The following is a 16,522-nucleotide window of genomic DNA, read 5'->3' as shown; positions in this document are numbered from 1 at the left end:
GCCCGATGAGAGACACCCCCAGCTTTCGGCTCGACGACGTCGACGAGATTCGCCGCCTGGTGGCAGAGACGGGCTTCGGCACCCTCGTGAGCAACACGTCGCGGGGGCTCGTCGCCTCGCACTACCCGATCGTGCTCGACCCGGCGGCCGGGGCCGGCGAGGTGAGCATCCTCACGCACGTTGGGCGACCGGATGAGCGGCTGCACGAACTCGGCCAGCACGAGGTGCTGCTCATCGTCATGGGTCCGCATGGCTACATCTCGCCCGGCTGGTACGACGCCGACCCCGCGGTGCCGACGTGGAACTTCGTGGTGGCGCACCTGCACGGCACCCCCGAGATCTTGTCAGACGCCGAGAACCTGCGTGTGCTCGGCGACCTCGTCGACCACTTCGAAGACCGCATGCCCGAGCCGCGCCGCATGAACGAGACGCTCGAGAACGCCGCATACGCCGCGCGCATCAGCTCGGGCACGGTGGGCTTCCGGCTCACGGCGACGCGCATCGAGGCGAAGTCGAAGCTCAGCCAGAACCGGCCGTCTGAGACGGTCGAGCGCATCATCCACGAGCTGGCCGACGGGTCGACGGCCTACCGCCAGCCGTCGCTCGCCGCCGAGATGCGGCGGGTGCACCCGGTCGCCGTAGACGACGCGGATGCCTGACGCCTTCCTTCGCCGCGGCCGCATTCCGGGCCGCGACGCAGAGTGCGACGTGCTGCTCGCCGACGGGCGCGTTCGGGCCATCGTGCCGACCGGAGTGGTCAGGCCGCCGCGCGCCGCAGAAGTGCTCGAGCTCGACGGCCGGTTCGTCATCCCCGGGCTGTGGGACAACCACGTGCACTTCACGCAGTGGGCCCTGGTCTCCAGCCGCCTCGATGTGAGCGCGGCTTCGTCTGCTGCCGAGGTCGTGGGGTTGCTGCTGGCGGGCGCGGCCCGCCCGGGCACGGCGCCGCTGATCGGGTTCGGGGTGCGCGACGGGCTGTGGCCTGACGCCAGCGCGCTCGACAGTGCGCTGCTCGACACGGTCAGCGCCACGCGCGCGATCGTGCTGATCAGCGCCGACCTGCACGGCTGCTGGCTCAACTCGGCGGCGCTGGCGCAGTACGGGCTGAGCGGGCATCCCACCGGCCACCTGCGCGAAGACGAGTGCTTCGCCGTGATGCGCCGGCTCGACGATGTCTCTGACGATGTGGGCGACGCTCTCGTCGAGACGGCGGCGGTCGCGGCCGCGCGGCTCGGAGTCGTCGGCATCGTCGACCTCGAGATGCGCGACAATCTCAGCGACTGGCGCCGGCGCATAGAACGCGGAACGCGATCGCTGCGTGTGTCGTTCGGCATCTACGGCGAGCACCTCGAGCAGAGCATCCGCGCCGGTCTGCGCACCGGTGACGTCATCGCGGGCACCGACGGGCTGCTCTCGGTCGGCCCGTTCAAGGTGATCACCGACGGGTCGCTCAACACCCGAACCGCCTACTGCTACGACGAATACGAGGGTCTCGAAGGGCACGAGCACTCGCGCGGAATGCTGACCGTGGCTCCGGATGCCCTGCTGGCCCTGCTCGAACGAGCGACCCGCGCCGGCCTCACTCCCGCCGTGCACGCCATCGGCGACCACGCGAACGCCCTCGCCCTCGACACCTTCGAGCGCCTGGCCGCCGATGCCGTGGCGACCGGAGCGCGCATCGAGCACGCCCAGCTCGTCGCGGCGGCAGACTTCGCGCGGTTCGCCGCCCTCGGCGTGATCGCCAGCGTGCAGCCCGAGCACGCCATGGACGACCGTGACGTCGCCGACCGCTACTGGGCGGGGCGCACCGACCGGGCTTTCGCGCTCGAGCGCCTGCGGGCATCCGGTGCCGACCTCGTGCTCGGCTCAGACGCGCCGGTGGCGCCGCTCGACCCCTGGCAGACGATGGCGGCGGCGGTCTCGCGCGCCCGCGGGGGCCGTGCCCCGTGGCATCCGGAGCAGCGCGTCACCGCGCAGTACGCCCTGACCGCCTCCACCTCTGGGCCGCAGCCGTTCGCCGCTTCTGCGTCGGCTGGAGGCCTCCCGTCGATCGGCGTCGGAATGCCGGCCGACATCGCCGTCATCGAGCGCGACCCCCTGCGCATCGCCCCCGACGACCTGCGCGGCATGCCCGTAGCCGCCACCTTCCTCGCCGGTCGCCCCACCCACCAGACCCTCTGACGATCGTCTCACCGGCGCCTCGAGGGTGTCACGGAGTCGGATGGCTGTGTCGAATCACCCCGTCGGCACCCGGCCCGAACAGAGGGCGAGTCCGAAGCTGCCGGTATCGGATTCGTGAGCAACGACGGTGCCGTCGACCGTGATCGTGCAGCTCACTGTCGCGTCGTCGGGCGCCTCGGAGGTGCTGGCGTTCAGGATGTAGAAGGTGCTCGACGTCGCATCGACGGTCAGCGTCTGAGTGAAGGGGAGTGCCTGTTCGGAGGTGGCGCTGCTCGATCCGGCCGGCACGGGTGAGGAGGAGATCGAGGCACGGGGCGCAGTGCCCGTGACCTCGAACACGACCGTCACCGGCGCGGCGCGTGGGGGAGCGGCCGCGTGCATTCCCCAGCTCGGCAGCCAGCTCGTACCGGTCTGCGCGGCCGGATAGATGAAGAAGTACAGCAACCCCACGACGGCGGCGAGGGCGACGAAACCCACGGCACCCCGCGCCAGCCCGGCTCCGGGAGAGCTGTTCGGAAAGAGGCGCAGCGCGAATGCCAGGCCCCCGAACACGACGATCACGCCGACCAGCCCGACGAGCCCGAGGTCGATTCCCGCGCCGAGGGCCACCGCGACGCCGACCCCAGCCGATGCCAGAACGAGCGTGCCGAGTACCACCGCCGCGATCGCGACCCCGCGCCTGCGCCGGCGCCGAGGCAGTGCATCCGTCGTCGAGGGTGGCTGGGGAATTGGGATAGACATTCTGAGATAATATCAGTTATCGCAGGATGCGAGCGGCGGGAACCTGGGCGCACGAAGAAGGAGACCCCCGCGGGAGTCTCCTTCTCGTCAGGCCGAATGGGCCCGGTCAGTGCGTCGGTGCGTCAGTGCGTCAGTGCGTCAGTGCGTCAGTGCGTCAGTGCGTCAGACGCTGGCGATGTGCGCGAACAGGAACCAGCGGTCTTTCTCGAGGCTGCGCGCGATCTGGATCGCGACGTCCTGGCTCGGCGCGTCGATCGCGCCCAGCTCGGTGATCGCCTTGTTGACGCTGACGAGCAGCGCGTCGATCGACGCGACGAGCGTGGCGATCATGACGTCGGCCGGCTGGAACCCGGCGGGCAGCTCGGGCAGCGTGGTCTTGGCTGCGACGGTGCCGATGCGGGCATCCAGCGGCAGGCCCAGGGCCACCACGCGCTCGGCCGCGTCGTCGGCGTAGCCTTCGGCGCGCTCGACGACCTCATCGAACAGCTCGTGCACGGCGATGAAGTTCGCGCCGCGAACGTGCCAGTGGGCCTGCTTGCCGTTGATGACCAGAGCCTGCGAGTCGATGACGACCTGGCTCAGAAACTGTGCTGCGGCCGCGGCCACATCGGGGTTGGAAGAACTCTTGATACTGGTGACAACGTCAGACATGACGTCTCCCTTCGTGTGTATTGGCTCCAACGCTACTCAGCCTGAAATCTTCCGCAAGCAAGCGAAGGCTGGGCTAACGAAGGTGAGCATTACCTCGCCTGGCCCGTGGCGACGCCGATCGGCGGGCCATACTGGGCTTTAGACAACGACGAGGAGGTCGGCTGTGAAGAACTGGCTGGGTGTGGTTTCGGCCACCCATGTGCAGCGGGGGGTGACCCTCGGCATCGCCCAGGTCAGCCACGGCAAACGGGGCCCGCTCGCCCGCATGAAGGCGGGGGATGCCCTCATCTACTATTCGCCCGTCGAACACCTGGGCGACACGACTCCGCTACGCCGGTTCACCGCCCTGGCGACCCTCCCCGACGACGAGATCTTCGAGGCCGACGAGGGCGGGTTCACCCCGTTCCGCCGCCGCGCCGACTACCACCCCGTGCATCCGGTCGCCCTCGACGACGTCAGGCAGCGCCTGCACCTCACCGCCTCGCCCAGCTGGGGCCGCCAGCTGCGCCTCGGTCTGCTGCCGCTCGACGACCACGACGCCGCCGTGCTGCGCGACGCCCTGCTCAGTGGAACTGGGGGATGATCAGGTAGAGGCTGTAGAGCACGGCGGCGATGCCGATCGCCAGGCAGAGGTAACCGCCTGCGGTGGCCACGAAGGGGCGGCGGCCGCGGTCGCCGCTGGTGAAGGTTCCATCGCTCTCGGTGTCGTCGGGCGACCCGACGGCGAGCAGCCGCAGGCCCAGGGCGTAGAACGCCACGATGACGACCGCCGCTGCGAATGAGACGAGAGCGACGGCCAGGAAGGCGCCCCAGTCGATGCCGAGGAACTCGCCCTGGCCGGCCGCCTGCATCACCGTCGTTACCATGGTCGTTGTCGTCATCGTGCGCCGCCCTTCGCGTTCGCTTCTTCGGTCTCGAGATCGGCCGAGCCGTCGGCCCCGTCAGCCCCGTCGGCCTCCCCGCCCGCGCCGTCGGCGCCGCTCTCGGCCGGCGACTCACCCGACTCGTTCACGTTGTGCTGGTTGACCGGCTTGCGCCTGGCCAGAAAGTAGAACAGCCCCGACGCCGCGAGCGCCAGCACCACGACGGCCACCAGCCCGATCTGGCTGCTGCTCGCCGCCCATGCCGCCAGCCCGCCGACGATGGCGGCGGCCGGCAGCGTGAACACCCAGCCCAGCGCGATCTTTCCCACCACGCCCCAGTGCACCCGGGCCAGCCGCTTGCCGAGCCCCGAACCGATGACCGCCCCCGACGTGACCTGCGTCGTCGACAGGGCGAAACCGAGCTTCGACGAGATCAGGATGGTCGCCGCCGAACTAGTCTCGGCAGCGAAGCCCTGTGCCGGGTGCACGTCGGTGATGCGCTTGCCCACTGTTCTCATGATGCGCCAGCCGCCGATGTACGTGCCGAGGCCGATCGCCAGCCCGCACGCCGCGATCACCCACACCTGCGGACCGGTGTTCGCCGACTGGTACCCCGCCGCGATCAGCGTCAGCGTGATGACGCCCATCGTCTTCTGCGCGTCGTTCGTTCCATGCGCCAGTGACACGAGCGAGGCCGACACCGTCTGCCCGTGCCGGAAGCCGCGGTCGGAGCCGCGCACGCGCGACTGCTTGGTGATCGTGTAGGCCGCGAACGTGGCCACCAGCGCCACACCGCCGGCGACGAGCGGGGAGAACAGAGCGGGCAGCACCACCTTCGACAGCACCACGCCGAAGTCGACCGAGCCGAACCCGGCGCCGATGATCGCGGCCCCGATGAGGCCGCCGAACAGGGCGTGGGTCGAGCTCGACGGCAGTCCGAGGTACCAGGTGCCGAGGTTCCAGATGACGGCGCCCACCAGCCCGGCGAAGATCATCGTGGGGGTGATCTCGATTCCCCCCGGACCCTCTTTGATGATGCCCTGCGAGATGGTCTGCGCCACCTCGGTCGAGATGAAGGCGCCCGCCAGGTTGAGCACGGCCGAGATGAGCACGGCAACCCGCGGCTTCAGGGCGCCCGTGGCGACCGACGTGGCCATCGCATTGGCCGTGTCGTGAAACCCGTTCGTGAAGTCGAAGAAGAGGGCGATGACGATGACGAGAAGTACGGTGACGAGAACGTCCATGGAGGTTCGGCTCCTTGCGTCTGCGCGGCGGCGGCTGCCTCATTCGGCATCCGCCCTGGCCTGTTCGGCCGCAACGTTAAGAGCGCAAGGTGAACACAGCGTTAACCGCTCGACCCACTTGACAGAGCATCCGGTCGGTTTGCAGTACACGGCCCCGGATGCCCGGCGCAACTTCATCGCAGCCTTCCGCCGCACTCGCCGACCGGCGGGGACGGGGGAAGCAACGAACCCGCTTTGCCCGGCAGCCCCGCCACCAACAGATCCCCGAGCAACTGACACCGTTTTGCCCGGCAGGGACGGGCAAAACAAAAACAAGCTGAGAGGGGATGACGAGAATCGAACTCGCGTGATCAGTTTGGAAGACTGAGGCTCTACCATTGAGCTACATCCCCGCGCGCACCGAAGTGGCACCCGAACATCGTAGTACAGGTTCGCTCCAGTGCTTGTGCGCTAGGCTTGCCGAGGTTTATTTCCCGGGGCGTAGCTCAGCTTGGTAGAGCGCTCGGTTTGGGACCGAGAGGTCGCAGGTTCGAATCCTGTCGCCCCGACACGCAGACCAGGCACAAGACCAGCGCAGCTGAGCGGTTGCCCGGCCTGCTGCGCACGACTTTCACATCGGTAACGTATCTCAGGAGATTGTTTTGAAGACCACGGTCGAAAAGCTCAGCCCCACGCGAGTGAAGCTCGCCATCTCGGTCACCCCCGAAGAGCTGAAGCCCAGCATTGATCACGCCTACACCCACATCGCCGACCAGGTGAACATTCCCGGTTTTCGTAAGGGCAAGGTGCCGCCGCCCCTGATCGACCAGCGTGTCGGCAAGGCCGCCGTGCTCGAACACGCCGTGAACGACGGCCTCGACACCTTCTACCGCACCGCGATCGCCGAGCAGGAGCTGCGCCCGCTGGGCCGCCCCGAGGCCGACATCGTCGAGTGGCCGAGCAACAAAGACTTCTCGGGTGACCTCGAGCTCGCCATCGAGGTGGATGTTCGTCCCGACCTCGAGCTGCCCGACTACGTCGGCCTGCCCGTCACCGTCGAGCCCCTCGACGTGACCGACGAAGAGGTCGACGCCGAGCTCGAGCGCCTGCGCACCCGCTTCGGAACCCTCGTCACGGTCGACCGCCCCATCAAGACGGGCGACTTCGCCCAGCTCGACCTGGTCGCGACCATCGACGACAATGAGGTCGACAACGCCACCGGCATCTCGTACGAGGTCGGCTCGGGCGAGCTGCTCGAGGGCCTCGACGGCGTCATCGATTCGCTGACCGCGGGCGAGACCACCACGTTCGAGGCGCCCCTGCTCGGCGGCGACTTCGCCGGCAAAGACGCGCTCATCACGGTGACCGTCAACTCGGTGAAGGAGCGCGAGCTGCCAGAGGCCGACGACGACTTCGCCCAGATCTCGAGCGAGTTCGACACCATCGACGAGCTGAAGGCCGACCTGAAGACCCAGGTCGAGCGCCAGAAGGAGTTCGGCCAGGTCTCTGAGGCCCGCACCAAGACGCTCGACGCCCTGCTGGCCCTGGTCGACGTTCCTGTGCCGCCGAAGCTGATCGAAGACGAGGTGCACCGCCACCTCGAGAACGAGAACCGCCTCGAAGACGAGGTGCACCGCGCCGAGGTCACCGAGTCGAGCACCAACACCTTCAAGACCCAGATCCTCCTCGACATCGTCGCCGAGAAGGAGGGCGTGAAGGTCAGCCAGGACGAACTGAGCCAGTACCTCATCCAGAGCGCCTCGCAGTACGGCATGGAGCCGCAGGAGTTCGTTCAGGTTCTCGACCAGAACGGCCAGATTCCCGCGATGGTCGGCGAGGTCGCCCGCAATAAGGCACTCGCCATCGTTCTCGACAAGGCCGTCGTCACCGACACCAACGGCAAGGCGATCGACGTCTCCGAGTTCACCACGGTGACCCGCGACGCCGACGCCCCCTTCGTCGACGTCACCGGCACCGACGACGAGCACGAGGGCCACGACCACGACGGCCACTCGCACTAGTCGAACCAGATCCACCGAGAAGGGCCCTGCGGATGACCGTGGGGCCCTTCTTCGTACGGTGGTCTCGATACGCGGCTGCGCCGCTACTCGACCGGCGCGCCCGCTGGTTGAGTAGGCCGAAGGCCGTATCGAAACCCCGGCGCGCCCGCTGGTTGAGTAGGCCGCAGGCCTTATCGAAACCCCGGCGCGCCCGCTGGTTGAGTAGGCCGCAGGCCGTATCGAAACCCCGGCGCGCCCGCTGGTTGAGTAGGCCGAAGGCCGTATCGAAACCGCCCGCGCTCTGCCCCCAGCGAACAGGGCCTTAAGGGCAACCGCGCTCCACTACATTCGAATTACCGCAAGTGAATTGGAGCGACACACATGGCCGATATGGCGATGCCGAACAGCGTTTTCGAACGTCTTCTGAAAGACCGGATCATCTGGCTCGGTTCAGAGGTTCGTGACGACATGGCGAACGAAATCTGCGCCAAGATTCTGCTTCTTGCAGCAGAAGACCCGAAGCGCGACATCTACCTCTACATCAACTCACCCGGCGGATCGATCACGGCCGGCATGGCGATTTACGACACCATGAAGTTCGTCTCGAACGACATCGTCACCGTCGGCATCGGCATGGCCGCCTCGATGGGCCAGTTCCTGCTCTCCTCCGGCACCAAGGGCAAGCGCTACATCACGCCGAACGCCCGCGTGCTGCTGCACCAGCCGTCGGGTGGCTTCGGCGGTACCTCCGCCGACATCCAGACCCAGGCGAACCTCATTCTCGACATGAAGAAGCGCATGGCAGAGCTCACGGCCGAGCAGACCGGCAAGACTCCCGAGCAGATCATGATCGACGGTGACCGCGACAACTGGTTCACCGCCCAGCAGGCGCTCGAGTACGGCTTCGTCGACTACGTGCGCGAGTTCTCCTCCGACGTCGCCGGCGGCGGCGGCACCGAGGTCGAAGACACCGTTCCCTCGGAATCCAACTAGCCGGCCCGGCCGGCCACCGCACCCGCGACGACAGACACGAACAGAGAAGACTCAACGATGGAAACCCCCACTTTCGGCGGAATGCCGATCGCCTCGCCTTACGGCAACGGCACCACACCCTCCAACCGCTACATCCTGCCGACGTTCGAAGAGCGCACGGCCTACGGCTACAAGCGCCAAGACCCCTACGCGAAGCTGTTCGAAGACCGCATCATCTTTCTCGGTGTGCAGATCGACGACGCGTCGGCCGATGACGTGATGGCCCAGCTGCTGGTTCTCGAAAGTCAGGATCCCGACCGCGACATCGAGATGTACATCAACTCACCCGGTGGCTCGTTCACCGCGATGACGGCGATCTACGACACGATGCAGTACGTCAAGCCGAACATCCAGACCGTGTGCCTCGGCCAGGCTGCCTCGGCCGCCGCCGTGATTCTCGCGGCCGGAACGCCGGGCAAGCGCCTCGCGCTGCCGAACGCGCGCATCCTCATCCACCAGCCCTCGACCGGTGGCCAGGGTGGCGGCCAGGCGTCAGACATCGAGATCCAGGCGCGCGAGATCCTCCGCATGCGCACCTGGCTCGAAGAGACGCTGTCGGCTCACTCGAACCGCACGCCCGAGCAGGTCAACAAAGACATCGACCGCGACAACATCCTCAGTGCCGCCGACGCCGTCGAGTACGGCATCATCGACCAGGTGCTGACGTCGCGCAAGAACCTGCCGGCGCTGGTCAAGTAAGACGTTGGGGTTTCGATACGCGCTGCGCGCTACTCAACCAGCGGCGGTGCGCGCCGGTTGAGTAGCGATGCAGTCGCGTATCGAAACCGAGACATTCGCGCAACGAGACACACAAGTGGATGCCCGTTCCGACGGGCATCCACGTCGTTGTTTAACGCGAACGACTTCGCCTTCGGTGAACAGCTGGTTTCGAACATGACGAAGCCTTGCTCAATGGAGCGCAGCGTCGGCACCACGGGTTAGGCTGACTCCACAGGTTTTTACGAGGAGGATGAACATGGCACGCATCGGGGAGAGCGCTGACCTGCTCAAGTGTTCGTTCTGCGGTAAGAGCCAGAAGCAGGTTCAGCAGTTGATCGCCGGCCCCGGCGTGTACATCTGCGACGAGTGCGTCGAGCTGTGCAACGAGATCATCGAAGAGCGCCTGTCTGAATCGGGCGAAGAGGCGGCGAGCGAGTTCGAGCTGCCGAAGCCCAAGGAGATCTTCGCCTTCCTCGAGGAGTACGTCATCGGCCAGGAGCAGGCGAAGCGCTCGCTCTCTGTCGCCGTCTACAACCACTACAAGCGTGTTCGCGCAAAGAACACGCTCACCTCGGCCGACGCCGTCGCCAACGAGGTCGAGATCGCGAAGAGCAACATCCTGCTGATCGGCCCGACGGGCTGCGGCAAGACCTACCTCGCGCAGACGCTCGCGAAGCAGCTCAACGTTCCGTTCGCCGTCGCCGACGCGACCGCGCTCACCGAGGCGGGCTACGTCGGCGAAGACGTCGAGAACATTCTGCTGAAGCTGCTGCAGGCCGCCGACTTCGACGTGAAGAAGGCCGAGACCGGCATCATCTACATCGACGAGATCGACAAGATCGCCCGCAAGGCCGAGAACCCGTCGATCACTCGCGACGTCTCGGGAGAGGGTGTGCAGCAGGCGCTGCTGAAGATCCTCGAGGGCACGGTCGCCTCGGTTCCGCCGCAGGGCGGTCGCAAGCATCCGCACCAGGAGTTCATCCAGATCGACACGACGAACGTGCTGTTCATCGTGGCGGGCGCTTTCGCCGGTCTCGAAGAGATCGTGGCCGAGCGCAGCGGCAAGCGCGGCATCGGGTTCAACGCGCCGCTGCACTCCAAGCGCGACGACATCAACCTCTTCAGCGAGGTGCTGCCCGAAGACCTGCACAAGTTCGGGCTCATCCCCGAGTTCATCGGCCGCCTCCCGGTGGTCACCACGGTGACGCCGCTCGACCAGGTCGCCCTCATGCAGATCCTCACCGTGCCGCGCAACGCACTCGTTCGCCAGTACCAGCGCATGTTCGAACTCGACGGTGTCGAACTCGACTTCGACAAAGAGGCTCTCGAAGCCATCGCCGATCTCGCCGTACTGCGCAAGACGGGTGCCCGGGGCCTGCGCGCCATCATGGAAGAGGTGCTCGGCCCGGTCATGTTCGAAGTTCCGTCGACCGACGAAGTGGCGAAGGTCATCATCACGCGCGAGGCCGTGGTGAGCAACGCCGCGCCCACCATCGTTCCGCGCGAGTCGATCACCCGCCGCGTCGAGAAGTCGGCGTAACGATCCGGTCGCACTCCGTGCAGGCACTTTCTGCTGAAAAAGCGCGATCAAGCAGCAGAGAGTGACTGCGACCGATGATCCGCCCGTGACAGGGGCGTCGAGGGGTTCGCTCGCCCAGCCGATCTCGGCCGGCATCGTTGCGGGCATCACCGGGTTCGCGAGCTCGTTCGCCCTCGTCATCGCCGGGCTGCACGCCGTGGGGGCTTCGGATGCCCAGGCCTCGTCGGGCCTGCTGACCCTGTGTTTCGCGGTCGCGATCCTCTGCATCGTGCTGGCCCGCGTCTACCGCATGCCCATCTCGTTCGCGTGGTCGACGCCCGGGGCCGCGCTGCTGATCGCCGCCTCGGCGACCACGAACGACTTCTCGGCCGCCGTCGGTGCGTTCGTGGTGTGCGGGCTGCTGATCGTGCTGTGCGGGCTCTGGCCGGCACTGGGGCGAGCAATCACCCGCATACCCCGATCGATAGCCAGTGCGATGCTGGCGGGCATCCTGTTTCCGATCTGCCTTGCGCCCGTGCTGGCGGTCGTGCAGATCCCCGCGCTGGCGATTCCCGTCGTTGTGGTGTGGCTGGTGCTGTTCCGGCTGGCGCCGCGCTGGGCGGTGCCGGCGGCCATGCTGGTCGCGGCGGTCGGCATCGGGGTGTCGGCCGGGTCGGGCTGGCTGACGGCCGCGTCGACCTCGCTGGTTCCCGAGCTGACGTTCGTGCTGCCCGCCTTCGACCCGCTCGTGATCGTGAGCCTCGGGCTGCCGCTGTTCATCGTGACGATGGCCGGTCAGAACGTGCCCGGCTTCGTGGTGATGTCGACGTTCGGCTACGAGGTGCCGCCCCGGCCGGTGCTGGTCGCCTCGGGTGCTGCGACAGCCGTCGGCGCGCTGTTCGGCGCCCACGCGCTGAATCTGGCCGCCATCACCGCCGCGATCATGGCGGGGCCCGACTCGCACCCCGACAAGGCGAAGCGCTGGGTCGCCACATTCACCTCGGGCTTCGTGTACATCGTGTTCGGGCTCGGAGCGGGCTTCGCGGTGGCCCTCATCTCGGCGTCGCCGCCCATCCTGATCACCGCCGTCGCGGGCCTGGCGCTGCTGGGAGCGCTGGTCGGTGCGCTCTCGAACGCCATCGAGGAGGTTTCGCAGCGCATCCCGGCGGCTGCCACGTTTCTCGTCACCGCCTCGGGCATCGCGATCGTCGGCATCGGCAGCGCCTTCTGGGGCCTGCTCGTCGGCGGCCTGATCATGCTCTGGTCGGCGTCGCCCTGGCCCCGTCGTTCGGCTTGACCTCGTGCGTAGCACGGCCGCCGCTGCACGGCCGCATCTCGGCGGCGGTCAGGCCCGACGAGCCCGGAAGGCGCGGGCCAGCCACCACCACACGGCGGCGCCGATCGCGGCGCTGAGCGCGACGTCGACCACCAGCAGAACGACGAAGAGCGACGGCGGGATGCTGTCGCCCGCCTCTGTCGGCTGCATCGAGCTCGACGTGACGCTGGCCACGACATATGCGATGACGGCCACCATCAGCCCTGGCACCACCGAGATGCCGACCGCCGCCCAGGTGAACGAGAGCGGTCGTGCGACTTCGTGTCGGGCCAGCATCACCCAGCTCGTCGCGAACCCGGCGAGAACGAGCAGACACCCGGTCGCAATGAACACCCATGTCGGCACACCCCACAGGCCACCCGAACCGAGCTGCGAGAGGGTCGACCAGTCGCTCCACCGGCCGGCGTCGAGGCTGCCGAAGACCACGAGCAGGCCGAAGTAGAACGCCACCTGCACCACGACGATGCCGATGAGGTCGACACCCGCCGCGATCAGCGCCAGCGAGACGGCGCCCGCGACCGCAGCCCGTCGCTGCTGTGACGGCGACAGCCGGGGGTGGCCGGCCACGGCCGGATGAGTCAGCACCATGGCCTCATCATGCGCGAATGGCGAGCAATAGTCAAAGACTAGGCGTCGTCGAAGTCGGTGTACTCGTCTGACTGCGAGACGGTTGCCTCATCGGTGTCGGGGTCGTAGTCGATGCGGGTGCCGTCGTCGAACTCGACCACGGGGCGGCCTTCGAGCCACGTCAGAGTCCAGTACCACATCGACGTGTCGACGTTCTGCTCGGCGAGTTCGCCCTCGACGTCGAGCACGGCGTCGATCACCGGCTGGGGCAGGCGGGTCGGGGGCTCGTCGCCGCTCGACCAGCGGGTTCCGACCGAGATCATCTGTTCACTCCAAAAACGCTTGTTGCGTGCACCGTCAGCAGAGCACGAAGCCTATACGACCAGGTCGTACGTGACCCACGACGTGCGGCTCGCAACCTTGTCGTAGAGGCGCTGGGCGGTCTCGTTGTCTTCGGCCGTGATCCAGCGCACGATGCCGAGGTGGCGTTCGGCCGCGAGGTTCTTCACCGCGGTGATCAGGGCCTCGCCCACACCGGCGTTACGGGCATCCGGATCGACGAAGAGGTCGTCGATGTAGAGCCCGCGCTCGCCGGCGAGCGGACGGGCGAACTCGCGGATGTGCGCGACGCCGACGAGCGTGCCGTCGTCTTCGGCGACGAGCGCCTCGGTCTCGTGCGCGGGGTCGACCAGCCAGCTCCACACCAGCACGGCACGGTCGCCCTCGACCTCGGTCTCGTAGAACTTTCCGTACGCCACATAGAGGTCGTACCAGGGAAAGAAATCATGGTCGGTGATCGGTCTGATCTTCAACGCCATCGTTGTTCGCCTTCCGTCTGCGCCGGGGTCGTGGTCGCGTTCCATTGTTCTGTCTTCAGGCCCCGGGGGCCAGAGCTCTACTCGACACTATCGGTTTCGAGAACGATTTCACGCACGGCGAGTTCGTCGCCCGGCACGAAGTACAATTGCGCGATCCGCCCCACCTCACGCAGGTCAGCGGCCGCCAGCTCGAGCTCGGCGAGGGCCTCGGCGGGCCCGGCAATGGTCGCCGAGGCGACCGGCGCCTTCTGCGACACCTTGGCGTCGGTCTTCGCCCGGCGGATACCCACCAGAGCCTGCCCCGCCAGCCCGAGCAGCCCGGGGTGGGCGGGCAGGGCCGGTGCGGCATCCGGAGCAAAGGCTGCACCGTGACCCGTGCCGACACCGGTCGGCCAGGTCGCGGTGTGGATCGACTCGCCGCCATGCGTCCACGACCACACCTCTTCGGTGGCGAACGGGATGAACGGTGCGAGCAGGCGCAGCACCACGTCGACGGCGGCCTGCAACGCGAGCACGGCCGAGGCCTTGGCGGCGGCATCCGACGAGGCGCTGTAGGCGCGCTCCTTGACGAGCTCGAGGTAGTCGTCGCAGAACGTCCAGAAGAAACTCTCGGTGGTCTCGAGCGCCCGAGCGTGGTCGTACGCCTCGAAAGCGGTGGTCGTCGTCACGATCACCTCGTCGAGCGCGGTGAGCATGCTGAGGTCGAGGGGGTGCGTCACAGCGAACGCTCGGCCGTCTGGGGCGGCGGGTAGCTCGAACGAGTACACGAACTTCGCCGCGTTCAGCACCTTGATGGCCAGCCGCCGGCCGATCTTGATCTGCGTGGGGTTCTGCGGGTCGAAGGCCGCGTCGGTGCCGAGCCGGCTGGAGGCAGCCCAGTACCGCACAGCGTCGGAGCCGTGCGATTCGAGCACGTCAGAGGGCGTGACCACGTTGCCCTTCGACTTCGACATCTTCTTACGGTCGGGGTCGACGATGAAGCCCGAGAGGGTGGTGTGCCGCCAGGGCGTGCGGTGGTCTTCGAGCGCCGAGCGCAGCATGGTCGAGAACAGCCAGGTGCGGATGATGTCTTGCCCTTGGGGCCGCAGGTCGTACGGCGCGACCATGTTCCACAGTTCGGGGTCGCGCTCCCAGCCGCCCGCGAGCTGCGGGGTCAGCGACGAGGTCGCCCAGGTGTCCATCACGTCGAGCTCGCCGACGAAACCGCCGGGGGTGTTGCGCTGGTCTTCGCTGTAGCCGGGTGCGGCATCCGTCGACGGGTCGACCGGCAGCGACTGCTCTGAGGCGACGATCGGCTGGTCGAACACGGGGTTGCCGTCGCCATCGAGCGGGTACCAGACCGGAATCGGCACGCCGAAGAACCGCTGGCGCGAGATGAGCCAGTCACCGGTGAGGCCGTTCACCCAGTTCTCGTAGCGAACCTGCATGAAGGCGGGGTGCCAGTCGAGTTCGCGGCCCATCTCGAGCAGCTTCGCGCGCAGCACTTCGTCGCGGGCGCCGTTCCTGATGTACCACTGCCGGGTCGACACGATCTCGAGCGGACGGTCGCCCTTCTCGAAGAATTTCACCGGGTGGATGATCGGCTTTGGTTCGCCGATGAGCTCACCCGAGTCGCGCAGCAGCTCGACGATGGCCTGCTTGGCACTGAACACCGTCTTGCCGGCGATCGCCGAGTAGGCGTTGATGCCGGTCTCGGAGGTGATGACGTCGGGCGCCTCGCTGATAATGCGGCCGTCGAAGCCGATGATGGCGCGGTTCGGCAGGTCGAGGTCGCGCCACCAGATCACGTCGGTCAGGTCGCCGAACGTGCAGATCATGGCGATGCCCGAGCCCTTGTCGGCCTGCGCGAGGTGGTGCGCCACGACCGGCACCTCGACACCGAACAGCGGCGTCGTGACGGTGGTGCCGAACAGCGGCTGGTAGCGCTCGTCGTCGGGATGCGCGACCAGCGCCACGCACGCCGCGAGCAGTTCGGGGCGGGTGGTCTCGATGAAGACGTCGGCGTTGGCGGCCGGGTCGTCGCTCTCGCCGAAGCCGTGGCGGTGGAAGGCGAGGCGGTGGTACGCGCCCGGCTGGTCTTTGTCTTCGAGCTCGGCCTGCGCCACGGCGGTGCGGAACGTGACATCCCACAGCGTCGGCGCCTGCGCCTGGTAGGCCTCGCCGCGGGCCACGTTGCGCACGAACGCGAGCTGGCTGGCCCGCATCGACGAGTCGGCGATGGTGCGGTACGTCTGGCCCCAGTCGACGCTCAGCCCCAGGGTGTGAAACAGCGACTCGAACTGCTTCTCGTCTTCGACGGTCAGGCGCTCGCAGAGCTCGATGAAGTTGCGCCGGCTGATCGGCCTCTGGTCGGCCGCCTTGGTGCTCTTGTTGTCGCCGCCCTCGAACGGCGGCTCGAAGCCCTCGTCGTAGGGCAGCGTCGGGTCGCAGCGCACGCCGTAGTAGTTCTGCACGCGGCGCTCGGTGGGCAGGCCGTTGTCATCCCAGCCCATCGGGTAGAAGACGCTCTTGCCGCGCATGCGCTGAAACCGCGCGATGAGGTCGGTGTGCGTGAACGAGAACACGTGCCCGATGTGCAGAGACCCGGATGCCGTGGGCGGAGGTGTGTCGATCGAGTACACGTCGGCGCGGGTCGCCAGCTCGCCGTTCGCGAGGGCGCGGTCGAAGCGGTAGGTTCCGCGTTCGCTCCACAGAGCATCCCACTTGCCTTCGAGGCCCTCGAGCGCTGGTTTGTCGGGAACGATAGCGGTCATGGTGGAGCCTCCAGGCATATAGGCGGCACCGAGTCGAAGGTGCCTGATTGTGTAGGGCACCCATACTACCCGAGACCCCGACCGCTGGTTGAGTAGGCCCGCAGGGCCGTATCGAAAC

At 67.4% G+C, this 16,522-nt stretch carries 16 protein-coding genes and 2 tRNA genes; 9 read left to right on the top strand and 9 right to left on the bottom strand.

Annotated elements, in window-relative coordinates; genetic code table 11:
- Positions 1 to 5: 5 nt before the first annotated feature.
- Both V3W46_RS06780 and V3W46_RS06775 read left to right on the top strand, forming a co-directional pair.
- Positions 6 to 659 carry an FMN-binding negative transcriptional regulator gene (locus V3W46_RS06780; protein WP_331782331.1) on the top strand — a complete coding sequence of 218 codons (654 nt, stop codon included), beginning with the start codon at positions 6 to 8 and terminating at the stop codon, positions 657 to 659.
- A complete protein-coding gene (locus V3W46_RS06775) occupies positions 652 to 2,181 on the top strand; it encodes an amidohydrolase (RefSeq protein WP_331782330.1) in 1,530 nt (509 codons plus the stop codon). The genes V3W46_RS06780 and V3W46_RS06775 overlap by 8 nt, the downstream gene beginning before the upstream one ends.
- A 54-nt stretch (positions 2,182 to 2,235) precedes the next feature.
- Here V3W46_RS06775 and V3W46_RS06770 read toward each other — a convergent pair whose 3' ends face one another.
- Entirely contained in the window at positions 2,236 to 2,922 is a 687-nt protein-coding gene (locus V3W46_RS06770) for a hypothetical protein (protein ID WP_331782329.1), read from the bottom strand.
- 162 nt (positions 2,923 to 3,084) lie between these two features.
- The gene (locus V3W46_RS06765; RefSeq protein WP_331782328.1) at positions 3,085 to 3,573 is read right to left on the bottom strand and encodes a Dps family protein; all 489 of its coding nucleotides are present in this window, start codon (positions 3,571 to 3,573) and stop codon (positions 3,085 to 3,087) included.
- A gap of 163 nt (positions 3,574 to 3,736) precedes the next feature.
- On the opposite strand from V3W46_RS06765, the gene V3W46_RS06760 reads away from it, so the two are divergent.
- Positions 3,737 to 4,156 (top strand): EVE domain-containing protein, encoded by a 420-nt coding sequence (locus V3W46_RS06760; RefSeq protein WP_331782327.1) that lies wholly within the window; start codon positions 3,737 to 3,739, stop codon positions 4,154 to 4,156.
- On the opposite strand, the gene V3W46_RS06755 is transcribed toward V3W46_RS06760, so the two are convergent.
- From V3W46_RS06755 to V3W46_RS06745, 3 genes are all read right to left on the bottom strand, one after another.
- Entirely contained in the window at positions 4,137 to 4,454 is a 318-nt protein-coding gene (locus V3W46_RS06755) for a hypothetical protein (RefSeq protein ID WP_331782326.1), read from the bottom strand. The genes V3W46_RS06760 and V3W46_RS06755 overlap by 20 nt on opposite strands.
- Positions 4,451 to 5,680 (bottom strand): inorganic phosphate transporter, encoded by a 1,230-nt coding sequence (locus V3W46_RS06750; protein WP_331782325.1) that lies wholly within the window; start codon positions 5,678 to 5,680, stop codon positions 4,451 to 4,453. Before V3W46_RS06750 ends, V3W46_RS06755 begins: the two co-directional genes overlap by 4 nt.
- Before the next feature lie 321 nt (positions 5,681 to 6,001).
- A tRNA-Gly gene (locus V3W46_RS06745) sits at positions 6,002 to 6,072 on the bottom strand.
- Positions 6,073 to 6,154: 82 nt separating this feature from the next.
- Between V3W46_RS06745 and V3W46_RS06740 the strand changes: the two genes are divergently transcribed.
- The 6 genes from V3W46_RS06740 to V3W46_RS06715 all read left to right on the top strand — a co-directional run bounded on the left by V3W46_RS06740 (position 6,155) and on the right by V3W46_RS06715 (position 12,227).
- A tRNA-Pro gene (locus V3W46_RS06740) sits at positions 6,155 to 6,228 on the top strand.
- Positions 6,229 to 6,321: 93 nt separating this feature from the next.
- A complete protein-coding gene (tig, locus tag V3W46_RS06735; RefSeq protein WP_331782324.1) occupies positions 6,322 to 7,680 on the top strand; it encodes a trigger factor in 1,359 nt (452 codons plus the stop codon).
- A 369-nt stretch (positions 7,681 to 8,049) separates the two neighbouring features.
- Positions 8,050 to 8,652 carry an ATP-dependent Clp protease proteolytic subunit gene (locus V3W46_RS06730; protein WP_443069950.1) on the top strand — a complete coding sequence of 201 codons (603 nt, stop codon included), beginning with the start codon at positions 8,050 to 8,052 and terminating at the stop codon, positions 8,650 to 8,652.
- 57 nt (positions 8,653 to 8,709) lie between these two features.
- Positions 8,710 to 9,390, top strand: coding sequence for an ATP-dependent Clp protease proteolytic subunit (locus V3W46_RS06725; RefSeq protein WP_443069945.1), 681 nt, complete (start codon positions 8,710 to 8,712; stop codon positions 9,388 to 9,390).
- Positions 9,391 to 9,667: 277 nt separating this feature from the next.
- Positions 9,668 to 10,951 carry an ATP-dependent Clp protease ATP-binding subunit ClpX gene (gene clpX / locus V3W46_RS06720; RefSeq protein ID WP_331782322.1) on the top strand — a complete coding sequence of 428 codons (1,284 nt, stop codon included), beginning with the start codon at positions 9,668 to 9,670 and terminating at the stop codon, positions 10,949 to 10,951.
- A gap of 61 nt (positions 10,952 to 11,012) precedes the next feature.
- Complete coding sequence (locus V3W46_RS06715) at positions 11,013 to 12,227, top strand: benzoate/H(+) symporter BenE family transporter (protein WP_331782321.1); 1,215 nt, start codon at positions 11,013 to 11,015, stop codon at positions 12,225 to 12,227.
- A gap of 48 nt (positions 12,228 to 12,275) precedes the next feature.
- Here the strand turns inward: V3W46_RS06715 and V3W46_RS06710 are convergent, their stop codons facing one another.
- The 4 genes from V3W46_RS06710 to valS are packed head-to-tail and all read right to left on the bottom strand — an operon-like array spanning position 12,276 to position 16,404.
- Complete coding sequence (locus tag V3W46_RS06710) at positions 12,276 to 12,854, bottom strand: hypothetical protein (protein ID WP_331782320.1); 579 nt, start codon at positions 12,852 to 12,854, stop codon at positions 12,276 to 12,278.
- Between the two features lie 38 nt (positions 12,855 to 12,892).
- A complete protein-coding gene (locus V3W46_RS06705; protein ID WP_331782319.1) occupies positions 12,893 to 13,156 on the bottom strand; it encodes a hypothetical protein in 264 nt (87 codons plus the stop codon).
- Positions 13,157 to 13,207: 51 nt separating this feature from the next.
- A complete protein-coding gene (locus V3W46_RS06700; RefSeq protein ID WP_331782318.1) occupies positions 13,208 to 13,696 on the bottom strand; it encodes a GNAT family N-acetyltransferase in 489 nt (162 codons plus the stop codon).
- A gap of 32 nt (positions 13,697 to 13,728) precedes the next feature.
- Positions 13,729 to 16,404 (bottom strand): valine--tRNA ligase, encoded by a 2,676-nt coding sequence (gene valS / locus V3W46_RS06695; RefSeq protein ID WP_331782317.1) that lies wholly within the window; start codon positions 16,402 to 16,404, stop codon positions 13,729 to 13,731.
- Between the last annotated feature and the right edge of the window lie 118 nt (positions 16,405 to 16,522).

It is taken from the genome of Subtercola sp. YIM 133946, assembly GCF_036553535.1.
Lineage (GTDB): Bacteria > Actinomycetota > Actinomycetes > Actinomycetales > Microbacteriaceae > Subtercola.
Note: the sequence above shows the minus strand (reverse complement) of the source record. Positions and strands in the feature narration are given on the sequence as shown.

Excerpts from the sequence above, each read along its gene's own strand:
- V3W46_RS06780 (WP_331782331.1), top strand. The coding sequence starts at position 6 with ATGAGAGACACCCCCAGCTTTCGGCTCGACGACGTCGACGAGATTCGC.
- V3W46_RS06775 (WP_331782330.1), top strand. The coding sequence starts at position 652 with ATGCCTGACGCCTTCCTTCGCCGCGGCCGCATTCCGGGCCGCGACGCA.
- V3W46_RS06770 (WP_331782329.1), bottom strand. The coding sequence starts at position 2,922 with ATGTCTATCCCAATTCCCCAGCCACCCTCGACGACGGATGCACTGCCT.
- V3W46_RS06765 (WP_331782328.1), bottom strand. The coding sequence starts at position 3,573 with ATGTCTGACGTTGTCACCAGTATCAAGAGTTCTTCCAACCCCGATGTG.
- V3W46_RS06755 (WP_331782326.1), bottom strand. The coding sequence starts at position 4,454 with ATGACGACAACGACCATGGTAACGACGGTGATGCAGGCGGCCGGCCAG.
- V3W46_RS06750 (WP_331782325.1), bottom strand. The coding sequence starts at position 5,680 with ATGGACGTTCTCGTCACCGTACTTCTCGTCATCGTCATCGCCCTCTTC.
- V3W46_RS06730 (WP_443069950.1), top strand. The coding sequence starts at position 8,050 with ATGGCGATGCCGAACAGCGTTTTCGAACGTCTTCTGAAAGACCGGATC.
- V3W46_RS06725 (WP_443069945.1), top strand. The coding sequence starts at position 8,710 with ATGGAAACCCCCACTTTCGGCGGAATGCCGATCGCCTCGCCTTACGGC.
- clpX (WP_331782322.1), top strand. The coding sequence starts at position 9,668 with ATGGCACGCATCGGGGAGAGCGCTGACCTGCTCAAGTGTTCGTTCTGC.
- V3W46_RS06710 (WP_331782320.1), bottom strand. The coding sequence starts at position 12,854 with ATGGTGCTGACTCATCCGGCCGTGGCCGGCCACCCCCGGCTGTCGCCG.
- V3W46_RS06705 (WP_331782319.1), bottom strand. The coding sequence starts at position 13,156 with ATGATCTCGGTCGGAACCCGCTGGTCGAGCGGCGACGAGCCCCCGACC.
- V3W46_RS06700 (WP_331782318.1), bottom strand. The coding sequence starts at position 13,696 with ATGGAACGCGACCACGACCCCGGCGCAGACGGAAGGCGAACAACGATG.
- valS (WP_331782317.1), bottom strand. The coding sequence starts at position 16,404 with ATGACCGCTATCGTTCCCGACAAACCAGCGCTCGAGGGCCTCGAAGGC.